At 41.6% G+C, this 18,545-nt stretch carries 17 protein-coding genes; 2 read left to right on the top strand and 15 right to left on the bottom strand.

Translation table 11 applies throughout. The features are described 5' to 3' along the window. Positions 1-22 precede the first annotated feature (22 nt). The 10 genes from G457_RS0112255 to G457_RS22975 form a co-directional block, all read right to left on the bottom strand. Complete coding sequence (locus tag G457_RS0112255) at positions 23-2,899, bottom strand: TonB-dependent receptor (RefSeq protein WP_026946745.1); 2,877 nt, start codon at positions 2,897-2,899, stop codon at positions 23-25. 111 nt (positions 2,900-3,010) lie between these two features. Beyond that, entirely contained in the window at positions 3,011-4,513 is a 1,503-nt protein-coding gene (locus tag G457_RS0112250) for a hypothetical protein (RefSeq protein WP_035483845.1), read from the bottom strand. A gap of 185 nt (positions 4,514-4,698) precedes the next feature. Then, on the bottom strand, positions 4,699-5,670 hold the full coding sequence (locus G457_RS0112245) for an AAA family ATPase (protein WP_026946743.1): 972 nt from the start codon (positions 5,668-5,670) through the stop codon (positions 4,699-4,701). 444 nt (positions 5,671-6,114) lie between these two features. Next, a complete protein-coding gene (locus G457_RS0112240) occupies positions 6,115-6,492 on the bottom strand; it encodes a hypothetical protein (RefSeq protein ID WP_026946742.1) in 378 nt (125 codons plus the stop codon). A gap of 108 nt (positions 6,493-6,600) precedes the next feature. Continuing rightward, positions 6,601-6,930: a hypothetical protein gene (locus G457_RS0112235; protein ID WP_026946741.1), complete on the bottom strand. Its 330-nt coding sequence runs from the start codon at positions 6,928-6,930 to the stop codon at positions 6,601-6,603. Between the two features lie 207 nt (positions 6,931-7,137). After that, positions 7,138-7,476: a hypothetical protein gene (locus G457_RS0112230; protein ID WP_026946740.1), complete on the bottom strand. Its 339-nt coding sequence runs from the start codon at positions 7,474-7,476 to the stop codon at positions 7,138-7,140. A 15-nt stretch (positions 7,477-7,491) separates the two neighbouring features. After that, complete coding sequence (locus tag G457_RS0112225; protein WP_026946739.1) at positions 7,492-7,830, bottom strand: hypothetical protein; 339 nt, start codon at positions 7,828-7,830, stop codon at positions 7,492-7,494. Between the two features lie 45 nt (positions 7,831-7,875). Continuing rightward, on the bottom strand, positions 7,876-8,406 hold the full coding sequence (locus G457_RS0112220) for a hypothetical protein (protein ID WP_026946738.1): 531 nt from the start codon (positions 8,404-8,406) through the stop codon (positions 7,876-7,878). 196 nt (positions 8,407-8,602) lie between these two features. Further along, positions 8,603-9,199: a pseudouridine synthase gene (locus G457_RS0112215; protein ID WP_026946737.1), complete on the bottom strand. Its 597-nt coding sequence runs from the start codon at positions 9,197-9,199 to the stop codon at positions 8,603-8,605. Positions 9,200-9,205: 6 nt separating this feature from the next. Further along, the gene (locus G457_RS22975; protein ID WP_166669344.1) at positions 9,206-9,382 is read right to left on the bottom strand and encodes a hypothetical protein; all 177 of its coding nucleotides are present in this window, start codon (positions 9,380-9,382) and stop codon (positions 9,206-9,208) included. 568 nt (positions 9,383-9,950) lie between these two features. On the opposite strand from G457_RS22975, the gene G457_RS21440 reads away from it, so the two are divergent. Further along, positions 9,951-11,078: an amidohydrolase gene (locus G457_RS21440; RefSeq protein WP_035483785.1), complete on the top strand. Its 1,128-nt coding sequence runs from the start codon at positions 9,951-9,953 to the stop codon at positions 11,076-11,078. A gap of 323 nt (positions 11,079-11,401) precedes the next feature. On the opposite strand, the gene G457_RS0112200 is transcribed toward G457_RS21440, so the two are convergent. From G457_RS0112200 to G457_RS0112185, 4 genes are all read right to left on the bottom strand, one after another. Then, a complete protein-coding gene (locus tag G457_RS0112200) occupies positions 11,402-12,136 on the bottom strand; it encodes an imm11 family protein (protein WP_026946736.1) in 735 nt (244 codons plus the stop codon). Continuing rightward, positions 12,136-12,621 (bottom strand): AHH domain-containing protein, encoded by a 486-nt coding sequence (locus G457_RS0112195; RefSeq protein ID WP_026946735.1) that lies wholly within the window; start codon positions 12,619-12,621, stop codon positions 12,136-12,138. Before G457_RS0112195 ends, G457_RS0112200 begins: the two co-directional genes overlap by 1 nt. Before the next feature lie 664 nt (positions 12,622-13,285). Continuing rightward, on the bottom strand, positions 13,286-15,628 hold the full coding sequence (locus G457_RS0112190; RefSeq protein ID WP_081701434.1) for a M1 family metallopeptidase: 2,343 nt from the start codon (positions 15,626-15,628) through the stop codon (positions 13,286-13,288). 13 nt (positions 15,629-15,641) lie between these two features. Continuing rightward, positions 15,642-16,223, bottom strand: coding sequence for a HupE/UreJ family protein (locus G457_RS0112185; RefSeq protein ID WP_026946733.1), 582 nt, complete (start codon positions 16,221-16,223; stop codon positions 15,642-15,644). Between the two features lie 82 nt (positions 16,224-16,305). Between G457_RS0112185 and G457_RS0112180 the strand changes: the two genes are divergently transcribed. Continuing rightward, positions 16,306-16,803, top strand: coding sequence for a DUF6702 family protein (locus G457_RS0112180; protein WP_026946732.1), 498 nt, complete (start codon positions 16,306-16,308; stop codon positions 16,801-16,803). A gap of 248 nt (positions 16,804-17,051) precedes the next feature. Here G457_RS0112180 and G457_RS0112175 read toward each other — a convergent pair whose 3' ends face one another. Further along, a complete protein-coding gene (locus tag G457_RS0112175) occupies positions 17,052-18,542 on the bottom strand; it encodes a RagB/SusD family nutrient uptake outer membrane protein (protein WP_026946731.1) in 1,491 nt (496 codons plus the stop codon). Between the last annotated feature and the right edge of the window lie 3 nt (positions 18,543-18,545).

Below are 18,545 nucleotides of genomic sequence, written 5' to 3'. Positions count from 1 at the left end.
CTCCCAAAATTCAAAATATATCTTAGAATGAGTAAGAGAAGCTAAAGCTAATCTCCGTTCCAGGTGCCAAGTTCGTGAAGAACTGATCCTGAGCCTGGAATGAACGGAAGACGAGTTGTCTCTTGTCATTCAAAATATTGGATACTCCAAAGCTAGTCTGGATTCGCTCATCAGCACCAAAAGACTTGTTCACGTTCAAATTCAAGGCATGGAATGGCACAGTATAGGTATCTGTACGGTTACCGAAACCTACCAAGTTCAAGGTTGGTCCCTGTACATTATAGAATATCCCTGCTTCCCAGCCAGAATTGAAATCCTGGTAGCTGATTCCTGTATTGATGATGTAAGGTGCCTGACCTGCCATGTCACGAGTATCTTTTACTTCTTCCCCTTCACGGGCAGTCAAGGATCTGGATCTAAATTCAGATTCTGACATTTTGATTTGAGACTCAGTGACAGTCACGTTTGTATTCCAGCTAAATTTCTCGAATGCAGGAGAAATGAAGCCCAACTCTTTTCTAAACTCGAGTTCCAAACCAGCCACAGTACCATTTCCTACATTTCGAGGCTGGAAAGCTCCCGGATCAGAAAGGAATTGTACGATTTCGATAGGACGGTCAAAGGTTTTGTAAAAAGCACTCACAGAAAGCATTTGGCCTCTTTCCTGGAATGCTTCCCATCGAAGGTCAAAGTTATTGATTCGGGTTGCTGTCAGATTACCATCCCATAGCAATTCTGTTCCACCATTTGTTCGCTCTTCGAACAAGCCACCGATAAAGGTACGACCAGTGATTGGATCCAAAATTTCCGCAAAAGACAACTCCTTGAAAGAAGGTCTAGCGATCGTACGTGAAGCAGAAAGTCGAAGATTCTGATTTTCCTTCAGGCTGTAGATTAAGTTCAGCGTAGGGAAGAAGTCCAAATCATCCAACACCCGCTCATTATCAAATACGATCGTCGCATTTTGGTTGGTACCGGTGTAGAACTGCGTGTATTTTTCCATTCTCACTCCAGCAATTGCCTTAAGACGCTCTGCCGGCTGCAACTCAGCTGATACATATCCTGCATAGCTCGTCACATTTGAGTTGTACTGGTTAGGATTGTTTGGAATGAAGTCCGGGTTGTATCTTACCCCGTTTCTGTTGGCTGCAGAAAAGAGATTTTCTGGAGCTAGAATTTGATTAGGATCCCCATTCAAATCAGCATTTCCGGTAGGGAACTGGAAGCTTTGAATGTCAAAATCTCTGTTTTTGTATACATAATTTCCACCGAACTTCACCTTGGCATCGCGCTCAAAAAGGAAAGCTTGCTTGGTCAGATCCAATTTACCCACTAGGTTTTCCTCCTCTAAGAATCTCCAAATTCGAGTTGGAAGACCTACCTCGGTGCCCACCGTATTATTTGGTACTCTGAATCGAGTGAATCGCACATCTGGATCTTCGATACTGGAACGAGTAGGTGCTACTTTCCAGTTGATTTCCCAATCTCTACCATTTAAGTAATGCGTACCTCCAAGAAGAATACTGGTTAAGGCTCGCTCAGAATACTCTAGGTTATATTGTTTGGCTTCAAAGTTTGCTCCGAGGTTCGTATTGACAAAATCGAACTCCCCGGCCTTCGTCTCACCATTCTGAAGGTGCATAAAGTTCAATCTGAATTTAGAAGCCTCTGTCTTAAGGGCAATTCCAGCAATACCTCCTAGAAGAACATTGTTGACACCGTAGTCTCCACGCTGTCTTTCGAGTGCCTCAAGCTCTGTTTCAGTTGACTCTCTTGGTTTTCCATAGAGATTAAACTCTGCATTCTGATAAAACTCGGTGTCGTTTTTATAAGTCAAAGCCAAATTATAACCCCAGGTAGCTTTTGGACGAACCAATTGATCTCCTAGTGAAAAACTCAAACCAAAGTCCATCATACTGTTGGTTCGAAAGCCACCCAACGTTTGGTTGAAGTTGCCCAGAATACTTTGATACTCCTGACCTAATGGGGAATTAGGGTTTCCTACCACATCAGCATACTGAGGAATGTCGGTACGGCCTCCTGTGGGGATAGCACGGGTTCCGTCATCGAATCCCAACCAATCTGTTTTTCCACCTTCATACTTAACATAGTTACTATTGAAGTGCATGGAAGGATTGTAGCCTCCAGAAATTCCGATTCTAGCAACCTTTTCTTCAGGAAAGTCTTTTGTTTCAATATCTACCACCCCACCAGTAAAATCAGCAGGAAGGTCAGCTGTGAAAGACTTGGAAACAATGATATTGTCAATCACATTGGTTGGAAAAATATCCATTTGAATGGTATTTCGATCTGGATCCAGACCTGGTACGTCTACGCCATTCAAAACGGTTTTTGTATATCGGTCACCCAATCCACGGACGTAAACATATTTTCCGCCTTCGATGGATACACCTGTAACTCGCTTCACTGCTGAAGCGGCATCTCCATCACCGATTTTACGGAATGAACTGGCAGAAATACCATCCATCAGATTGGCAGCATTTCTCTTTACAGACATCAAGGCTGATTCTGTCGTACGAATCGCAGAAGCCGCAATGGTCACAGTCTCCAATTCAGAGGCTTCTTCTGCCATCAGAATATCGTCTAAAACTGTGACTTCACCTGCTTTCACCTCCACGGTAGTAAGTTCTACAGTAGAGTAAGAAATGTAAGAGATTTGAAGATTGTAAGTCCCGGGAGCAACTTGAATTTCGAATTTTCCATCGAAATCAGTAACGGCTCCGGTTGATGTTTCTTTTACTAAAACTGAAACCCCAAATAGCGGTTCTCCAGTTGATTCTTCATAGATAGTTCCTCTGATGGTGCCATTTTGGGCGAAAGCCATGGCTGTGAGGAACTGAGTGAGAACGATAGCCCCTAAAATCAATAATTTTTTCATGATGGGCTGGGTGGATTTTGTTTTCATACAGCAATTTGATCTTGTATAAGGAAGAGGAAGGAAGTTCCTTGCGAGTCTTTCCTTCCTCTTTTATTGAGATTTAATCGGGATTTAGAAGTCAGCTAGCTCTCCTGCTACATCAGCCCAAGTCCAACCTGCGAATGCAGACTTGTCAGCACCAACAGTATTGGCACCAGCTGCTACAGATGATGCTGCAGCATCAGTTCCTGCTTTGAACACTGTGCTAAGTGCAACTCCTTCAGCAAGTGTGATTTCAAGATTCATGAACTTCAATGCTCCGTCAGCAAATGTTGCAAGAGTTTTGTCACCACTTAGAGAGAAGTCACCTCTTCCGTCTGTATCGGCAGGATTTGCAAATCCAAAGAAGTAGATGTTTTCAAAAGTTCCTCTTGCTCCATCACGGAAGTCACCTAGCTCGGAAACATCGTTGCCTTTCACAGAACCGTTTCTCAAAGTGTGACCAGCATTGAAAGATCCTTCAGGTCCATCAATTTCAAGCGCATGATCAGTCTCTCCACCTGTGATGACGATGAAGTTATCCAAAGTACCAGACCAAGCCTGATCAGTATCAAGCGCATCATCACCAGCATTCCAAACGATAGCGTTGCTTACATTAACAGCACCACCGAACCATTCGATTCCATCATCCTGATTGGCGATCACCTCTACATTTTCGATAACTGTTCCAGAGCCGACACTACCAAGTGTCAAACCGTTGATTTCGTTTCCTTCACCAATGTTTGCACCACCATGGCGAATAGAGATAAATTTCAAAATACCTGAAGACTCAGCATCATCATTTCCTCCATAAAGACCATTTGTATCTGATGGTGGGATACCTTCGATTTGAATTTCAGCAACGTCTCCCGCGAAAGAACCTTTTGCATTTCCAAGGACGATCAATCCACCCCAAAGTCCATTAAGGTCTGGATCAAGGTTAGGAGAAGCGATCTGACCTGGAGCGATTTCGTCTGCTACAGTGGTAAAAATGATTGGAGAAGTAGCGTTACCCTCAGCGTTGATAGTAGCTCCTCTTGCGATGATCAAAGCAGATGCATTGGCACCAGTTCCTACTTCACCTTTTACAACTACACCTGGCTCGATAGTCAAAGTATTGCCAGCTTCTACTACGATACGTCCTCCAAGGATATAAGTCTTACCTGTTTCCCAAGTCTGGTCAGCAGTGATATTGCTTTCGATTCTGATAGTAGTAGCTTCAGCACCTACAGTCAATACGTGAGTAGCTACAGCCTGATCACCGTCAACATCAGTTACAGTGAAAGTGAAAACTACATTCTTTCCTGCATCTTCAGGAAGAGCGGTGTACTCAAAAGGAGCAGAAGCTTGTGTACCGCTCAAAGGAACAGTAGCAAAGCTGCTTCCGTCTTTAGTGATTACTAATTGAGCCAAGCCGTCAGGAGCGGTGGCAGTTGCGGTAACAGGACCTAGAGTTCCACCAGCTTCAATAGTAGCTGTAGCGGGAATTCCTGAAATTGTCACACCATTATCAGGCGTAGGCTCGTCATCATCACAGCCTGTGAAGGCGATAGTGATGGCTGCGAACATCAAGAATAGGTAATTAAACTTTTTCATGTGATATAGATTGAATTTTGGTTTTGCTTTTATTTCGATGCAAAACTGATTCAATTTTCTACCACAAGAGAATTATTCGAATTATGCTTTTTTTAAAAATGAATTCAGAATTTAATATTGGATTAACAGATTTAGCATAAAAAAAGGCTTTCCTTTCAGAAAGCCACTTAAATCAAGTTTTCATGTTATTTCAATGTTACCGACTTATTAATCGGCACCTTTTCCAATAATATTTTCACTAAGTCACGGGTGTCGATTCCATCCGCCTCTGCCTCGTAATTGAGAATAATCCGGTGATTCAGCACATCCTCGGCGATTTCCTTGATATCCTCCGGAAGTACATAATCCCGCCCATCCATGTAGGCTACCGCCTTGGATGCGAGGTTTAGATTGATACTCGCACGTGGGGATACACCAAATTGGATATACTTAGCTTCATTTTTCAGACCGTACTGATCTGGGAATCGGGTTGCAAATACCAATTCGATGATGTATTGCTCGAGGGGTTCGGCGATTTTGATTCCATTGATTTCATCCCGAATACCAAAGATATCCTCTTTGGAAAGGACCGCATTGACTTCGGAGCTAAAGGACATATTCGCCATGCGGCGCATCACTTCCATTTCATCTGCCTTGGATGGGTAGTCAATATGCACTTTCATCATAAATCGATCGACCTGAGCTTCCGGCAAGGGGTAGGTTCCTTCCTGATCCACTGGGTTTTGCGTAGCCAAAACCAAGAAAGGACGATCTAGCTGAAAGGTAGTTTCTCCGATAGTCACCTGCTTTTCCTGCATAGCCTCCAAGAGAGCTGACTGCACCTTAGCCGGGGATCGATTGACCTCATCCGCCAAGATCAGATTAGAGAAAATCGGTCCCTTTTTCACTTCAAAATCCCCATTCTGCTGATTGTAGATCATGGTACCGATCAGGTCAGAAGGCAAAAGGTCAGGGGTAAACTGTATCCGGTTAAAATCCAAATGAAGCACTTTGGCCAGGGTATTAACGGTCAGGGTTTTCGCCAAACCCGGCACCCCTTCGAGCAAAATATGACCATTGGTAAAAAGGCCGATCAACAATCGGTTGACCATTTTGTCCTGACCGACGACGACCTTACGAACTTCCTCTGTGACAGCTTGGATTTTGTCCTGATACATCTGCTTAATTTTTCTGTGAGAAGTGTAAAAATAGAATAATTTGTCCCAAGCGCAATCTTAATTCTTTGAAGCGGTAATCTCAGGGGAGTAAGTGGATTTTTAGGAATTTTTAAGAGGGAATATCTCTCGCAAAGGCGCGAAGTGGAAAAGTAGAGTGCTGAAGGCACGGCTTGTAATAGCCCCGGGAGCATCCCGGGGATTTAAAGCAATTTCCAACCCAAGCGCTGGCCCATGATTTTAAAACGGAAATGAAAATCAATGTGCCAGCAAGACATAGAATATATTAAAAAGGTGGTTAGTAGACTGAATTTTTCAAGGCATAAAGTGGCAATCTCAGCATAGCAAAAGGAATTTTAATCGGGATTCCTTTCTCAAAGTCACTACGACCAAAGGGTTTTAATAGTAGGTTATCCTGCTTTTCCGAAAGCAGGAGAGGATAATCTGCTAGATCAATCCTTTGCTTTTAAGCTTTCTCTCCAAATATTTAAACTGCTTGAATTTCATAGCCAATATTTCTTCTTCGATCATTTTCGCCAATACTTCTGCATAGGGGAGCGGTTTCTCTTTGACTCTGTAAGGACTGATGTTATCAGTTTCCTTTACTTTGATGACAAACTCATCCCCTACCTTAATGTCTTTATTCAACCATTCAACGGATTCGTCTGACTCAAGATTTTGACCTGAAAACATGATCTCTAGGTCTTTTTCATGAGCTTCGGTATTTTTAGAAAAAATCAAAGTAATTGATGCATTTTTAAATCCACCAAATACCTTCTTTCCCTGATGAATCAATTCAAACCCCAATACTTTATCCTTACTCATACTTTTTACATCTTCTAGGTGTCACATAATCTTTCACAATCTCGATTTGGGGAGAATCTTACATAAATACCATCATTTTAGTATTTGCTTTTTTAATCAGGCTAGAAGTCATATCCAGTTTGCATCTTCCAGTTCCTGCTTAAGAGCAAAATAAGTCTCCACCTCCTCTGTTAATCGCTCTTCTGAGATTTCATGAAACTCTTTCTTTTTTGGTTTTGAAATTTCGCCTATCTCCTCAACCATTATATGAAACTTATCTCCAGGCTCTAATTTTATTGAACCCCAGTTTAATTGTTCTTGAAAGAAATCATTAGAGCCTCTGATATGAAGGCTTAATTCTTCTTCAGATTCTTTGGCCAATAGAGCGAAAATCACATGTATGGCATCTGAGGCAACTGATAGTTTTATTCCTTTACCCTCTATTTTGAATCCAATCATTCTCTCACAATTTTTAAATTATTTTATTCTAGACCTCACACTACAATAGGCACCTATATTCCGTCCAAGTTCCTTGAGTTCCGAAATTTTCAAGACAAAAAATCTACCCAATTATGGTAAAAATTTCCACACAGTATTATAAAGTCACCAAATTTTACAAACTCAACTTCCGATAATTTCAGAGGAAAAGAAAGAGAACAGCAACATCTAGATCAGTCCTTCTTTTTGCAGGTCTGCTTTTAACTTCAGATACATATCTAATTTTGACTCATCGCTCATCTCATGTTCCTCTTGCTTGATACTGTCCGGTAGTTGAATTGTTTTTTGACGTTTTTTAGAGATCCTGATAGGAAGTATGGTTGTCTCCATTGTTTTATAAAAAAGATAGGAGGAATTTTGATAGGCGCCAGATATTTCTGTCCTGGTATGCTTGACTTGACCTGATTCATCCGTATCAAACAGAATAGAAAACACCAAATCTCCTTCCCCTGGGAATCCTGCGATTAGCTTGGGACTATTAACATCTTCATAGCAAAGTGTTTCCATAGCGTATTATTCGTTTTATTTTAGTAAACCCTTATCCTGCAGCTCTTTTTTCAGCTTTTTATACCAGAATAGCTTCGCTTCAACTGGCATTCTCGGTTTATTCCTGAAAATCGGTGCAGGTAAATTGATGGTATCCTCCGAACTAGATTGAACTTCTATGGGGAAAAGATCTTTTGACTTCAGGTGGAGGAAATTGTATTTAATTTCATCCTGAATTGCCGAAATGTCTAATTCTGCTCCTTCAATCACTCCCCGTGCATTCAACTTGCAGATTAAATTAAAGTGAATGGTTCCAGCATTCGGCAAGCCAAATACTACCTTCCTTTTTCCAATATTACATTCTATAATTTCCATATGCCTTAAACCGAAAAACCTAGCCACCAGCCATAGAAATACAATTTATTTGTGCTTGAACCGAAGGGTAAAATGTCGTGCATTTCCAATATCCAGCGAAATACTCCCTTCATCGTCCTGATTATGGGCCGCATTTCCAAATAGTAAGGCTTCTATCTGTTCATCCTTATCAAATACCTTTACAGAAAGTAGAAATATGGTATCATTTGCATCCGATTTGATTACTCCTTCCACCATTTGATCATTAAAACTTACAGTAAAGTAATTGGGACTCGGCCTATCGATAGATAATTGCTGAACAATTTGAGATTGTACTTCCTCAGGCTGTGAATTTTTATTTCTGGACTGTTCTCCATTACATAGTTCTAATTGAACTTCTTCTTCTGCCTGTATGTCTTCTAATTTGATCCAAGAATGTATTTCTTTTGTGACAAAATTTTTCCCTCTAAGTTCGATAAATGACTTTTCCAATCCCTTAGACTTAGCAATTACAGCCACAAACATGATAGAATACCTACCACTATTAATTTGTGCATCCCATTGTCGGTTTCTAAATTTGATGGAAATGTATTTCATCTTTTTTATAATTCTTCCTTATTCAAATAAGACCTGCCTGCTCAAGTATCAACCCAAACCCCATTTGCGCTTAAACACATTTGACAGCCTCTACAACCAATATTTCTGCTATTTTGGGATCAAACCTTCGCATTTTCCCCCTTTCCAAAATAAAAAATCCTGGCACCACTGCGTCGTGGTGAGCATAAACCAAAACTTACCTCCTCCGAAAACCAGTCAAGCCTAGGGATTTGTATATTTCTTCCTTACCCATTTCCCGGACTTCACCCACCTGAAAGCCCTCAATCGTCAACTTCTCCACTGACCAGCGAACCAGCCTCAAGGTAGGAAAGCCCACTGCGGCTGTCATCTTTCGCACCTGCCGGTTTTTTCCTTCGATCAAGGTCAAGGCTATCCAGGTATCGGGCACGTTTTTGCGATAGCGGATAGGAGGATTCCGATCTGGCAGGGATGGGATTTCTTCCGGGATTTTTGCGATGGCAGGCTTGGTGGAATACATTTTCCCATCCACGTTGATCGTCACGCCATTTTCCAACTGGCGCATGGCCTCTTGATCGGGAATTCCCTCCACCTGCGCCAGGTAAGTTCGCTGATGGGCAAACCGGGGGTTCAGCAGTTGGTGATTGAGCTGCTTATCATCGGTGATGATGAGCAAGCCCTCGCTGTCCTTATCGAGACGACCGACTGGATAGACTGTTTTGGGGAAATGAAAAAGAGAGGCTAGTGTCTGCCCCTCTCCGCTAAATTGGCTCAAAACCCCAAAGGGTTTGTAAATGATAAAGTACCGGTTCAAAACTGATCAGCTTCCGCAACCGATGCAATCAATACTGGAATCCATGGGCTTGACGCCCTTCAGTTTCATCTCGAGATTGTGGATCTGATCACGGATATCCATGTCCTGAAACATATCTCCTGTAAGCTTGCCTTTCAATTCGGCAATCTGTGCTTCGAGTTCTTTCAATTGTAATTCGCTCATAAAAGTTGTGGTTAAAGGTTGATTGATGGGTTAAAATAGCAAGAATGAAACGTAAGTTCCCGATTGCTAGTAAAAAAGCTGGGGCAAAAATGATTCCAATTGAAAATCAGGCAGAAAAAATTTAATGCCTTGATTATTTCTTCCGCAAAGCTTAGAAGAGGTAAAGTCTGAGCGTCACTGCGAGCGTAGTTTACGGAGCGCGGCAGTCTCAAAGTTTTTCAAAAGGATGCGGGGCTTGGCAATTTCTCTCCCGCAAAGTTTAGAAGAAGCAAAGGATTCTAGAGATCAAAACCACAAGCAATATTATGCTATGTCCTCACGGGACTGAAAAGAGTATTTTGAATGGGTTGATGGTAGCCAACACATCCTGAATATTAGCAGTGATGAATCGCTGTAGACTAATTTGGAATAAGTGTTCATAAACCCCTTCCCTATTTGGTGAAAAAAAGACAAAAACCAAAGGCTAAAATGCGATCAATCTCTTTTAAATCTTCGGTAGCTCAAGTTATTATGGATTTTAAAAATCAAATGATTTGCAAAGTAATTCGGGAAACCCCACATTAACAGCATGAACCCACTCATCCAACTTCGACACAGCCTTCATCAACATCCCGAAATCGCAGGAGATGAGCATCAAACCGCCCAACGGATTCTGGATTTTTTCAGGCCTTTAAAGCCAGATGAGATTATAGAAGAATTGGGGGGAACAGGCTTAGCTTTCATTTTCAAAGGAAAAAGTCCCGGTAAACGTCTGCTTTTTCGCTGCGAATTAGATGCTTTGCCTATTATTGAAACAGGAAATCCAAGCTATCGGAGTACTATCCCCGGAAAAGGCCATCTCTGTGGACATGATGGCCATATGGCTATTATCTGTGGCTTGGGAGAAAAACTATCCCAAAACCGTCCCGAATCCGGGGAGGTAGTCCTGCTTTTCCAACCTGCCGAAGAGACCGGCGAGGGAGCCAAAGGCGTCTTGGAAGATCCAAAATTTGATAAAATCCGACCTGATTTTGCTTTTGCCCTTCACAATTTACCCGGATTTCCCTTGCATCAGATCATTACCCGAAAAGGAAGCTTTGCCGCAGGAAGTACGGGCATGACTCTCCAATTCATAGGAAAAACCTCCCATGCAGCCCATCCGGAGGACGGGCGAAATCCTGCAGAGGCCATTTCCAAATTAATTTTGGCATTGCCTGAAATACGTAAAGGTATACCGGGATATTGTTTGGCTACGGTCATCCATGTTCAGATCGGGAGTTTGGCTTTTGGCACCAGTGCGGGTACAGGCAGTGTGAGTTTGACCCTTCGGGCTTTTGATCAAAAAAACCTAGAACAGCTTATCGAAGAGGTAGAGAACAAAGCAAAACAGCTAGCAAAAACTGAAAACCTGGACATTAACATGCAATTCCAGGAAAGCTTTGCTGTATCGAAGAATGACCCTGCCGCAGCAAAATTAGCCGAGCAAGCCTTTGAAAATTTAGCATTAGAAGTGGTAGAAAAAGAAGATCCCTTCCGTTGGTCCGAGGATTTTGGACTTTTCAGCCAAAGTTGTCCCGCTTATTTATTTGGTTTGGGTACAGGAGAGAATTCTCCCCAACTCCATGAACCAACTTATGATTTCCCGGATGAATTGATCGAAACGGGGGTGGGGATATTTGATAGAATTGTCAGGAATCAATCAGAAATAAAATCGTAAACCAAACCGCTCTTCGAGTCCCGATAAGTATCTCGGATGTAATCTCGAAGTAAGATCGGGAGATTTGCAATCTTTTAATTCGAGTCCCTCAACTCATACAGTTTCTCAAATTCATTTGCAATTAGTCAACTCCAAACTAGGTGGCTATGTGGTTCCTCTTTTTTAAAACCACATAGAAACATAGTGAACATAGGGTTTTACGATCCATTTTTCACTATGGCAGAGGAATAACGAGCAGAATGTCCAGCGTCTGGAGACGCAGAACAACTAGTATCAAGTAAAAAAGAAAATCCAGCCCTGAATATTCAGGACCGGATTTCGATTTATTTGTAAAACTGCTTTCTCAAACCATTGGGGCCATACCATTCTTTGTCGGAGATTTCCAGGGGTTTGAATTCAATACCAAAAAACCCTTGCTTTTCAATAGTTCTTTTCAATTCATCTGAAATTATCATGTTGAGCGATACACAGGAATCCAAGATTAACACATCTTCACTACATGATGATGAAATGAAGACCCTTTTAGCGAATAGTTTATTGTCATTATTATATAGATCATCAGCACGTTCTAGGAACTCACTAAGGTTTCTATACCTTTTTTCAATATTTTCAGTTTTAAAAGTTAGCCTTATGAACCGATTCCCTTCTTTAGTAATTATTTGCTCAATAAATTCACTTTTCTCAAAATCAATCCAAGAATCGTCATTTCCAAAAAAGTTAGTTACAAAATAATCTTTGAAAGAACTTTTTTGTTGAACTATTTTAATGGGAAAAAACTGGATCTTTTTATTTGCCTCATATTTTTCAAGCAATTCTTTTAATCGTTTCGAAATGACAAACCTTGGTGAGATCCCACCTCCAGCCTTGAACAAATCAGGAATTGTATGATTTCGGCCTATTTCTATAGATGGAATAATGGGAAGAGTAATAATTCTTTCTCTATCTGAATAGTTTCCTAAATAATTCTTTTCATTGATTGTACCATCTAAATGATATTCCCTAATAAAATCTCCCATTCCAATATCATGGACATGTGGAACTAATTCATAATAACACATCAAAATTTTATATCATTTATTGGCAAATTTGGTGATTTATTAATTGCATTTTCTGCATTGTTGATCAAATTCATTAACTCATCATAGAAAAATTCATTACTTCTATCTCGGTTTCTTGGGTTATAGATTTGATCTAGTTTATTTAATATTAGATTATTATAATCTTTGTGATATATGTTCCTATTCTTTTGAACTGGCATTCCATTTAAACTTTCATTCATATGAAAAGAATTTTTTGACCTTGCTGCTTTTTGAACAACTGGATGTTCTTGAATATTTTTTTGCCATGGAATTATATGATGCGCACGCATATTCGTATCAGTCAACCCGATAACAAGTCTTAATTGGCTCTGATCTCCAAAAGTTATAAAACCTTCATGATCAACAATCCACCTTAATACTTTTCTACTTTGAAGGTCTGTAGCAGACTGAATTACTTTAAATCCGATTTTAGGTCCCGAAGTAATATATCCGTAAAAAGGCAAGGCAGAAACAACACTTAAGGTAGCATTGACTCCATCCCCCTCAATAGCATACAGGAGACCATTAATTAAATCCGCAGGTTCACCTAGGACTCAACAGCTATGTGGCTATGTGGTTCCTCTTTTTTAAAACCACATAGAAACATAGTGCACATAGGGTTTCCTACTTGGAATAAAGAATTAAAACCTTCAAAACTGAACCTAGAGAGGCTTCCTAATCAATGTATCCATCTCAAAATTCAACAGCTATGTGGCTATGTGGTTCCTCTTTTTTAAAACCACATAGAAACATAGTGCACATAGGGTTTCCTACTTGGAATAAAGAGTTAAAACCTTCAAAAATGAACCTAGAGAGGCTTCCTAATCAAAGTATCCATCTCAAAATTAAATAGCTATGTGGCTATGTGGTTCCTCTTTTTTAAAACCACATAGAAACATAGTGCACATAGGGTTTCCGTTCCATTTTTCACTATGTCAGAGGAATACCGAGCAATATGTCCAGCGTCTGAAGATGCAGGACAGCGAGATAGCAAGGAAATGGCGAATAAAAAATAAAAAACCTCCAAGAATCCCGACAGATATCGAGACTCTTGGAGGGTTCTTCGTTTATTTGTTGACTTTGTAAGTAGCCTGTCCTCCTTAGGCGGATCCCACTCACAACTTAAACTTACTTCCTTTTACTCTGAGCTCTTTTCATAGGATTGTCTCCGGTAGAAGCACCTCTTGCTCCACCACGTCCCTTGAAAAGCTCAAAGCGGCTAGGCTGATACTGTCTCGGCCAGTAGTTGCTCGACTCATCGATATCGGCAGTTTCGCGCATCGGGTCTAGCACAAATTGAACCACTTCTTTTTCCTTTGCAAATACTTTAGTCACTTCAGTTTCATTCAGTTTCCAGATTTCAGCTGGAATCCGCTCGATTTCCGAAGTACCATCAGCATATTGGAATTCGATAATTAAAGGCATCACCAAGCCACCTACATTCTCAAAGGTGAGCTCGTAGAAATTTAGATCCGAGTTCATCAATTCTTTCTCCTTTGGTGAAAGGCTCGCCATGAATCGATTGTATTCCTCCTCATCTTCAGGAGTAATGGCAAATCGATCATAGCTGTTGTAGAAATCGCGAGTAGCCGGATCCGCTTCCAAAACGGTCTGTGGAACGTCCGCTTTATTAAATTCCTTGCTGATGTAAGTTTCTTCACGCTCGAATTCAGCCTTTTCAGCAGCCTTTTTCTCAGCCGGAGTGCGGTTGTCCAGCTTAAACCATTTCACATCCTGAATCGCGATATCCACAGGCTCTGTCCCGTAAAACCAACCTCTCCAGAACCAATCCAAATCTACTGCAGAAGCATCTTCTAGGGTTCTAAACAAATCTTCTGGTGTTGGATGCTTAAACATCCATCTTCTCGCATACTCCTTAAAAGCAAAATCAAACAGCTCTCTGCCCATCACCGTCTCACGCAGGATATTCAAGGCAGTTGCCGGCTTGGCATAGGCATTCGGACCAAATTGAATGATGTTTTCAGAATTGGTCATGATAGGCTCCAAGTATTGCTTTTCGCTTCTCATGTAAGGTACAATCTTATGGGCCGGACCGCGACGGGAAGGATAATTTCTATCCCATTCCTGCTCGGCCATAAACTGCATGAAAGTATTCAAGCCTTCATCCATCCAGGTCCACTGACGCTCATCCGAGTTGACGATCATCGGGAAGAAGTTGTGACCCACCTCATGGATAATTACCGATATCATTCCGTATTTGACAGCTTCAGAGTAAGTACCGTCTTTATCAGGACGACCATAATTGAAGCAAATCATCGGATACTCCATGCCATTGCTACCTTCCACAGAGATCGCCGTCGGATAAGGATAGTCAAAGGTCTTGTCTGAATAGGATTTGATGGTGTGAGCGACTACTCTAGTGGAATATTGCTCCCAAAGTGGATTGCCTTCTTTGGCGTAGTAAGACATGGCCATTACATCTTTCCCGCCTTGTTTTACGGCCATGGCATCCCAGATAAATTTACGGGAAGAAGTCCAGGCAAAGTCCCGAACATTTTCAGCCTTGAAAATCCAGGTTTTCTTGTCTTTTGATTTTCCTTTTTCCAGCTTTTCAGCTTCTGCCTGCGTACGAATGATGACAGGATTGTCATAGGTCTGCTTGGCCTTGTTCCAGCGCTCCAATTCGGTAGCAGAAAGCACTTCTTCTGGATTTTGAAGAACTCCCGTAGCACCTACCATGTGGTCTGCTGGTACGGTGATTCGAACTTCATAGTCTCCAAAAACCAGGGCAAATTCTCCTCTTCCGAAGAATTGCTTGTTTTGCCAACCTTCGAAATCAGAGTAAACAGCCATTCTTGGGAACCATTCTGCCATGGTATAGAGGTAATTTCCATCCTCTGGAAAAAACTCATAGCCTGGACGACCGGAAATGTAAGACATACGGTCGGTGATATTGAAAGACCAGTCTACGGAAAAGCTGAAGCTTTCCCCTGATTTCAAAGGCTCAGGAAGGTCAATTCGCATCATGGTTTTATTGACAGCAACCGGAAGGGCATTCCCTTCGGAGTCTTTGACATTCAAAACCTTGTAGCCAAACTCCTCATTTTCCCAAAGAATACCTTCTAGCGTACGCATGGTCATACGGGAATTGATAGAGCTTTCGGCCACCTTAGGGGCGTCCGATTCCGGACCTCGCTGATTTTCTTCCAACTGTACCCAGAGGTAAGTCAAGACATCAGGCGAGTTATTGATATAGGTGACAGTTTCCCTTCCTGAGATGGATTGATTGTCATCATTCAGTTCGACATCGATCACATAGTTTGCCTGCTGCTGCCAATACATATGACCGGGAGCACCGGAGGCAGTGCGATAGACATTGGGAGAGCGAAGCATGGTTCCGAGCTGCTCAAATCGCTCGGCATGATTTTGCTCAGATCGACGCGCCTGTGACCAAGATTCGGTCGATACCAGCGCAAAAACTGCTAATGCAAGTCCTAATTTTCTAATCATGATACTATATATTTTACCAAAATTTCGTTTCTAACATTAATGAAAGGGCAATCCCAAAGACACAGGAAGCAATGACCAAAGTCCAATCTCTACGATTGACTCCAGCGATTCCTACTAGAATTCCAGTCACTGTCAAGAATATTCCCACAATAACCAACTGACCCACTTCCAATCCCACATTGAAAGCCAAAAGTGGCTTCCAAATCATCGCTTCTTTTCCGAGCAATTCTCGAAGATAATTGGAGAAACCCAAACCATGAATCAATCCAAAAACCAAAGCGAGGAAATAATTTAACTGAATATTTTTACCCGAAGAAGGTCTTGGCTTCAGAATAGTCAAAAAAGCAGTAATCGCTATGGTGACCGGTATAAGAAATTCGATCACGTCGGATCTTACCTGCACAATTTTGAATGTCGCCAAGGCTAAAGTTAGTGAGTGACCAATAGTAAAGGCTGTAACCAATATCACGATCTTGCGCCAATCCCGTGGAATATACACTGCGCATAGAGCCAATACGAATAGGATATGATCATACCCTTGAATATCGAGTATATGCTGAAGTCCGATGCGGAAATAGAGTTCGAATGAATCCATAAGGGAATAAATCTTCCAATTGAAGTAAATTGCGGCAATAATACAGGTTTATTCCCATAATATAGTCCCCAAATTCTTTCAAATGCAACAGTTTTACATCTCCATGATTTCCCTGGGATGGATGGTTTTATCCCACCCATTTTACATTTCCTTGACAGAAATCCGTCAAAACCCGAATTCCCAACGATTGGAGATTGCCTCCAAAATTTTTTGGGATGATTTGGAAGTAGGTTTAAGCAGTTTTCATGAGCAATCCATAGACTTTCTGAATCCTGAAAACGCTGAACTTCTTCAAAAGCAAGTAGAAGCCTATTTGAAGGAGAATTTTCAAATCTGGATCGCTGAAAAGGAGGTCAATTGGGTTCTTCTTGGCTTTGAGGTAGAAGAAGATGCTGCATGGTTTTATATCGAATCTGACCCGGTCAAACTGGAGAATAGCATTCGGGTAAAAAACTCAGTGCTAATTGAAGACTTCTCCACACAGCAAAACATCGTGCATGTTTATAAGGGAAATAGCCGAAGCCCTAGAAGTTTGCTGTTGGGAAAAGGACAGGAAACGGATGAATTGGAATTGAAATAGCTTGAAAAAGTGATTCTGAATATGCTGAATGATTCCTGTAGCCTAATTTCTATACTTCCCAGAAGGAAGTCGGAAGAATGAAGATCGAAGCTCCTTGATTCTGAACCTCTAAGGTTCTTGTAACGGTGCTCTTTGATTACTGACCTAAAAAAGGTTATAGATCAATCAATATTATGGCAGTAGATATTCTGAAAACAAAAAAGTCCGAGCCTAAGCCCGGACTTTTACTTTTATAGATTTAGAAATCCTTAAGAAGGATTCTGAACCATGTTTTCGTTTGCATTCAATTCAGAGATAGGAATCTTGAACTGCCAGTTTGAAGTACCAGCAGGCTCTTCAAACTTAGAGTTGATCACAGTCTCTACGTGGTTTGCACCAGTACGATCCAATGGAAGGTTCAGACGCTTCAAGTCGTAGAATCTGAAGCCTTCACCCCATAGCTCGATACGACGCTGTATCATGATCTCTTCGATCAAAGCTGCACCAGTGTTGGTAGTCAAGGTATACTCAGGATCACGCTGAGAAGCAAAGTTGAACAAAACCTGAGCAGCTTGGCTGTCATTTCCAGCTCTTGCCAAAGCTTCCGCTTCGATCAAGAACATTTCGGAAGCTCTCATGTAAGGCACATCACCTACAGAGCTTGCATTTGCTTGAGCGATAAACTTACGGTTCATGTAGTCACGCTTTGCAAAGGAGCTCAAAGTAACCTCATCGATGAATGGATCTCTCAAGGCAGGATCAGAGGCATTCGGATCCCAGAGGCCTTTTCTGTAGTCTGTATCAGAGATTTCAGCATAAAGCTTACTATTGATCGCCTTCGGATTACCACGGATATTCGTCGAACTGAAGTTCAAAGAAACGTAAGCGAAGTAAGAAGCGAAGAATGTCTGCTGATCGTCAATCTGACGGCTTCCCCAAATCCACTCCGGATTATCAACATTGTTGAATCCTTCGTAAAGCTGAGTTTCAGACATCAAGTCATAGCCCTCGCGAGCTTGGCTAGCCAATTGAGCAGCTATTGCATAGTTACCTTGCGTCAAAGCAATACGAGCCTTGATACCACGAGCCACGTTGATGTTGATGTGAGACTTTGCGTTTCTACCTTCATCCAAAAGAGCGATAGCAGCATCGATGTCAGCATTGATTTGAGTATAAACTTCCTCTACTGTATTACGAGCACCACCTTCGGTGATTGGCTCCAATACGATTGGAACACCTAGTTGGCTATTACCACCACCTGCTTGATAGCGCTCAGCAAAAAGCTGAACCAAGTTGAAGTGAGCCCAAGCTCTGTAGGCCAAAGCTTGACCTTTGATCTCATCTTTTTCAGCCTGAGGACCTTCAGCATCATCAATATTAGCGATGATCATATTCGCATTACCAATGATTTTGTAGTAGAATCTCCAGACAAAACGAACATCACCACTGTTTTCATTGATATGGTTTAGCCATCTAGACATAGAGATAAACCAACCATTTGCAATTCCAGTCAATACATAATCCTCAGCAAGCGCTTCTCTCATGATCATCACACCACCTTCACCAGGCTGACCCTGAGAATCATAGCGGATAAACATGGATCTATGGATACCGTTTAGAGCTGTAAAAGCATTTTTTGTAGTCGTAAAGACAGCATTTTCGGATACCGCATCCGTAGGGAGGGTGTCCAAGTAGTCCTCAGCGCAACCAAAACTTAGGATTGCTCCGAGTAAGAATATTTTACTTAATAATTTCTTCATTGT

Origin of the sequence: Algoriphagus marincola DSM 16067, from assembly GCF_000429405.1 — a bacterium.
Taxonomy (GTDB): domain Bacteria; phylum Bacteroidota; class Bacteroidia; order Cytophagales; family Cyclobacteriaceae; genus Algoriphagus; species Algoriphagus marincola.
The sequence above is the reverse complement of the archived record's forward strand: the minus strand, read 5'-3'. Positions and strand labels throughout refer to the sequence as shown.

Coding starts and splice junctions, on each gene's coding strand:
- G457_RS0112255 (WP_026946745.1), bottom strand. CDS start 2,899: ATGAAAAAATTATTGATTTTAGGGGCTATCGTTCTCACTCAGTTCCTC.
- G457_RS0112250 (WP_035483845.1), bottom strand. CDS start 4,513: ATGAAAAAGTTTAATTACCTATTCTTGATGTTCGCAGCCATCACTATC.
- G457_RS0112245 (WP_026946743.1), bottom strand. CDS start 5,670: ATGTATCAGGACAAAATCCAAGCTGTCACAGAGGAAGTTCGTAAGGTC.
- G457_RS0112240 (WP_026946742.1), bottom strand. CDS start 6,492: ATGAGTAAGGATAAAGTATTGGGGTTTGAATTGATTCATCAGGGAAAG.
- G457_RS0112235 (WP_026946741.1), bottom strand. CDS start 6,930: ATGATTGGATTCAAAATAGAGGGTAAAGGAATAAAACTATCAGTTGCC.
- G457_RS0112230 (WP_026946740.1), bottom strand. CDS start 7,476: ATGGAAACACTTTGCTATGAAGATGTTAATAGTCCCAAGCTAATCGCA.
- G457_RS0112225 (WP_026946739.1), bottom strand. CDS start 7,830: ATGGAAATTATAGAATGTAATATTGGAAAAAGGAAGGTAGTATTTGGC.
- G457_RS0112220 (WP_026946738.1), bottom strand. CDS start 8,406: ATGAAATACATTTCCATCAAATTTAGAAACCGACAATGGGATGCACAA.
- G457_RS22975 (WP_166669344.1), bottom strand. CDS start 9,382: ATGAGCGAATTACAATTGAAAGAACTCGAAGCACAGATTGCCGAATTG.
- G457_RS21440 (WP_035483785.1), top strand. CDS start 9,951: ATGAACCCACTCATCCAACTTCGACACAGCCTTCATCAACATCCCGAA.
- G457_RS0112200 (WP_026946736.1), bottom strand. CDS start 12,136: ATGTGTTATTATGAATTAGTTCCACATGTCCATGATATTGGAATGGGA.
- G457_RS0112190 (WP_081701434.1), bottom strand. CDS start 15,628: ATGATTAGAAAATTAGGACTTGCATTAGCAGTTTTTGCGCTGGTATCG.
- G457_RS0112185 (WP_026946733.1), bottom strand. CDS start 16,223: ATGGATTCATTCGAACTCTATTTCCGCATCGGACTTCAGCATATACTC.
- G457_RS0112180 (WP_026946732.1), top strand. CDS start 16,306: ATGCAACAGTTTTACATCTCCATGATTTCCCTGGGATGGATGGTTTTA.
- G457_RS0112175 (WP_026946731.1), bottom strand. CDS start 18,542: ATGAAGAAATTATTAAGTAAAATATTCTTACTCGGAGCAATCCTAAGT.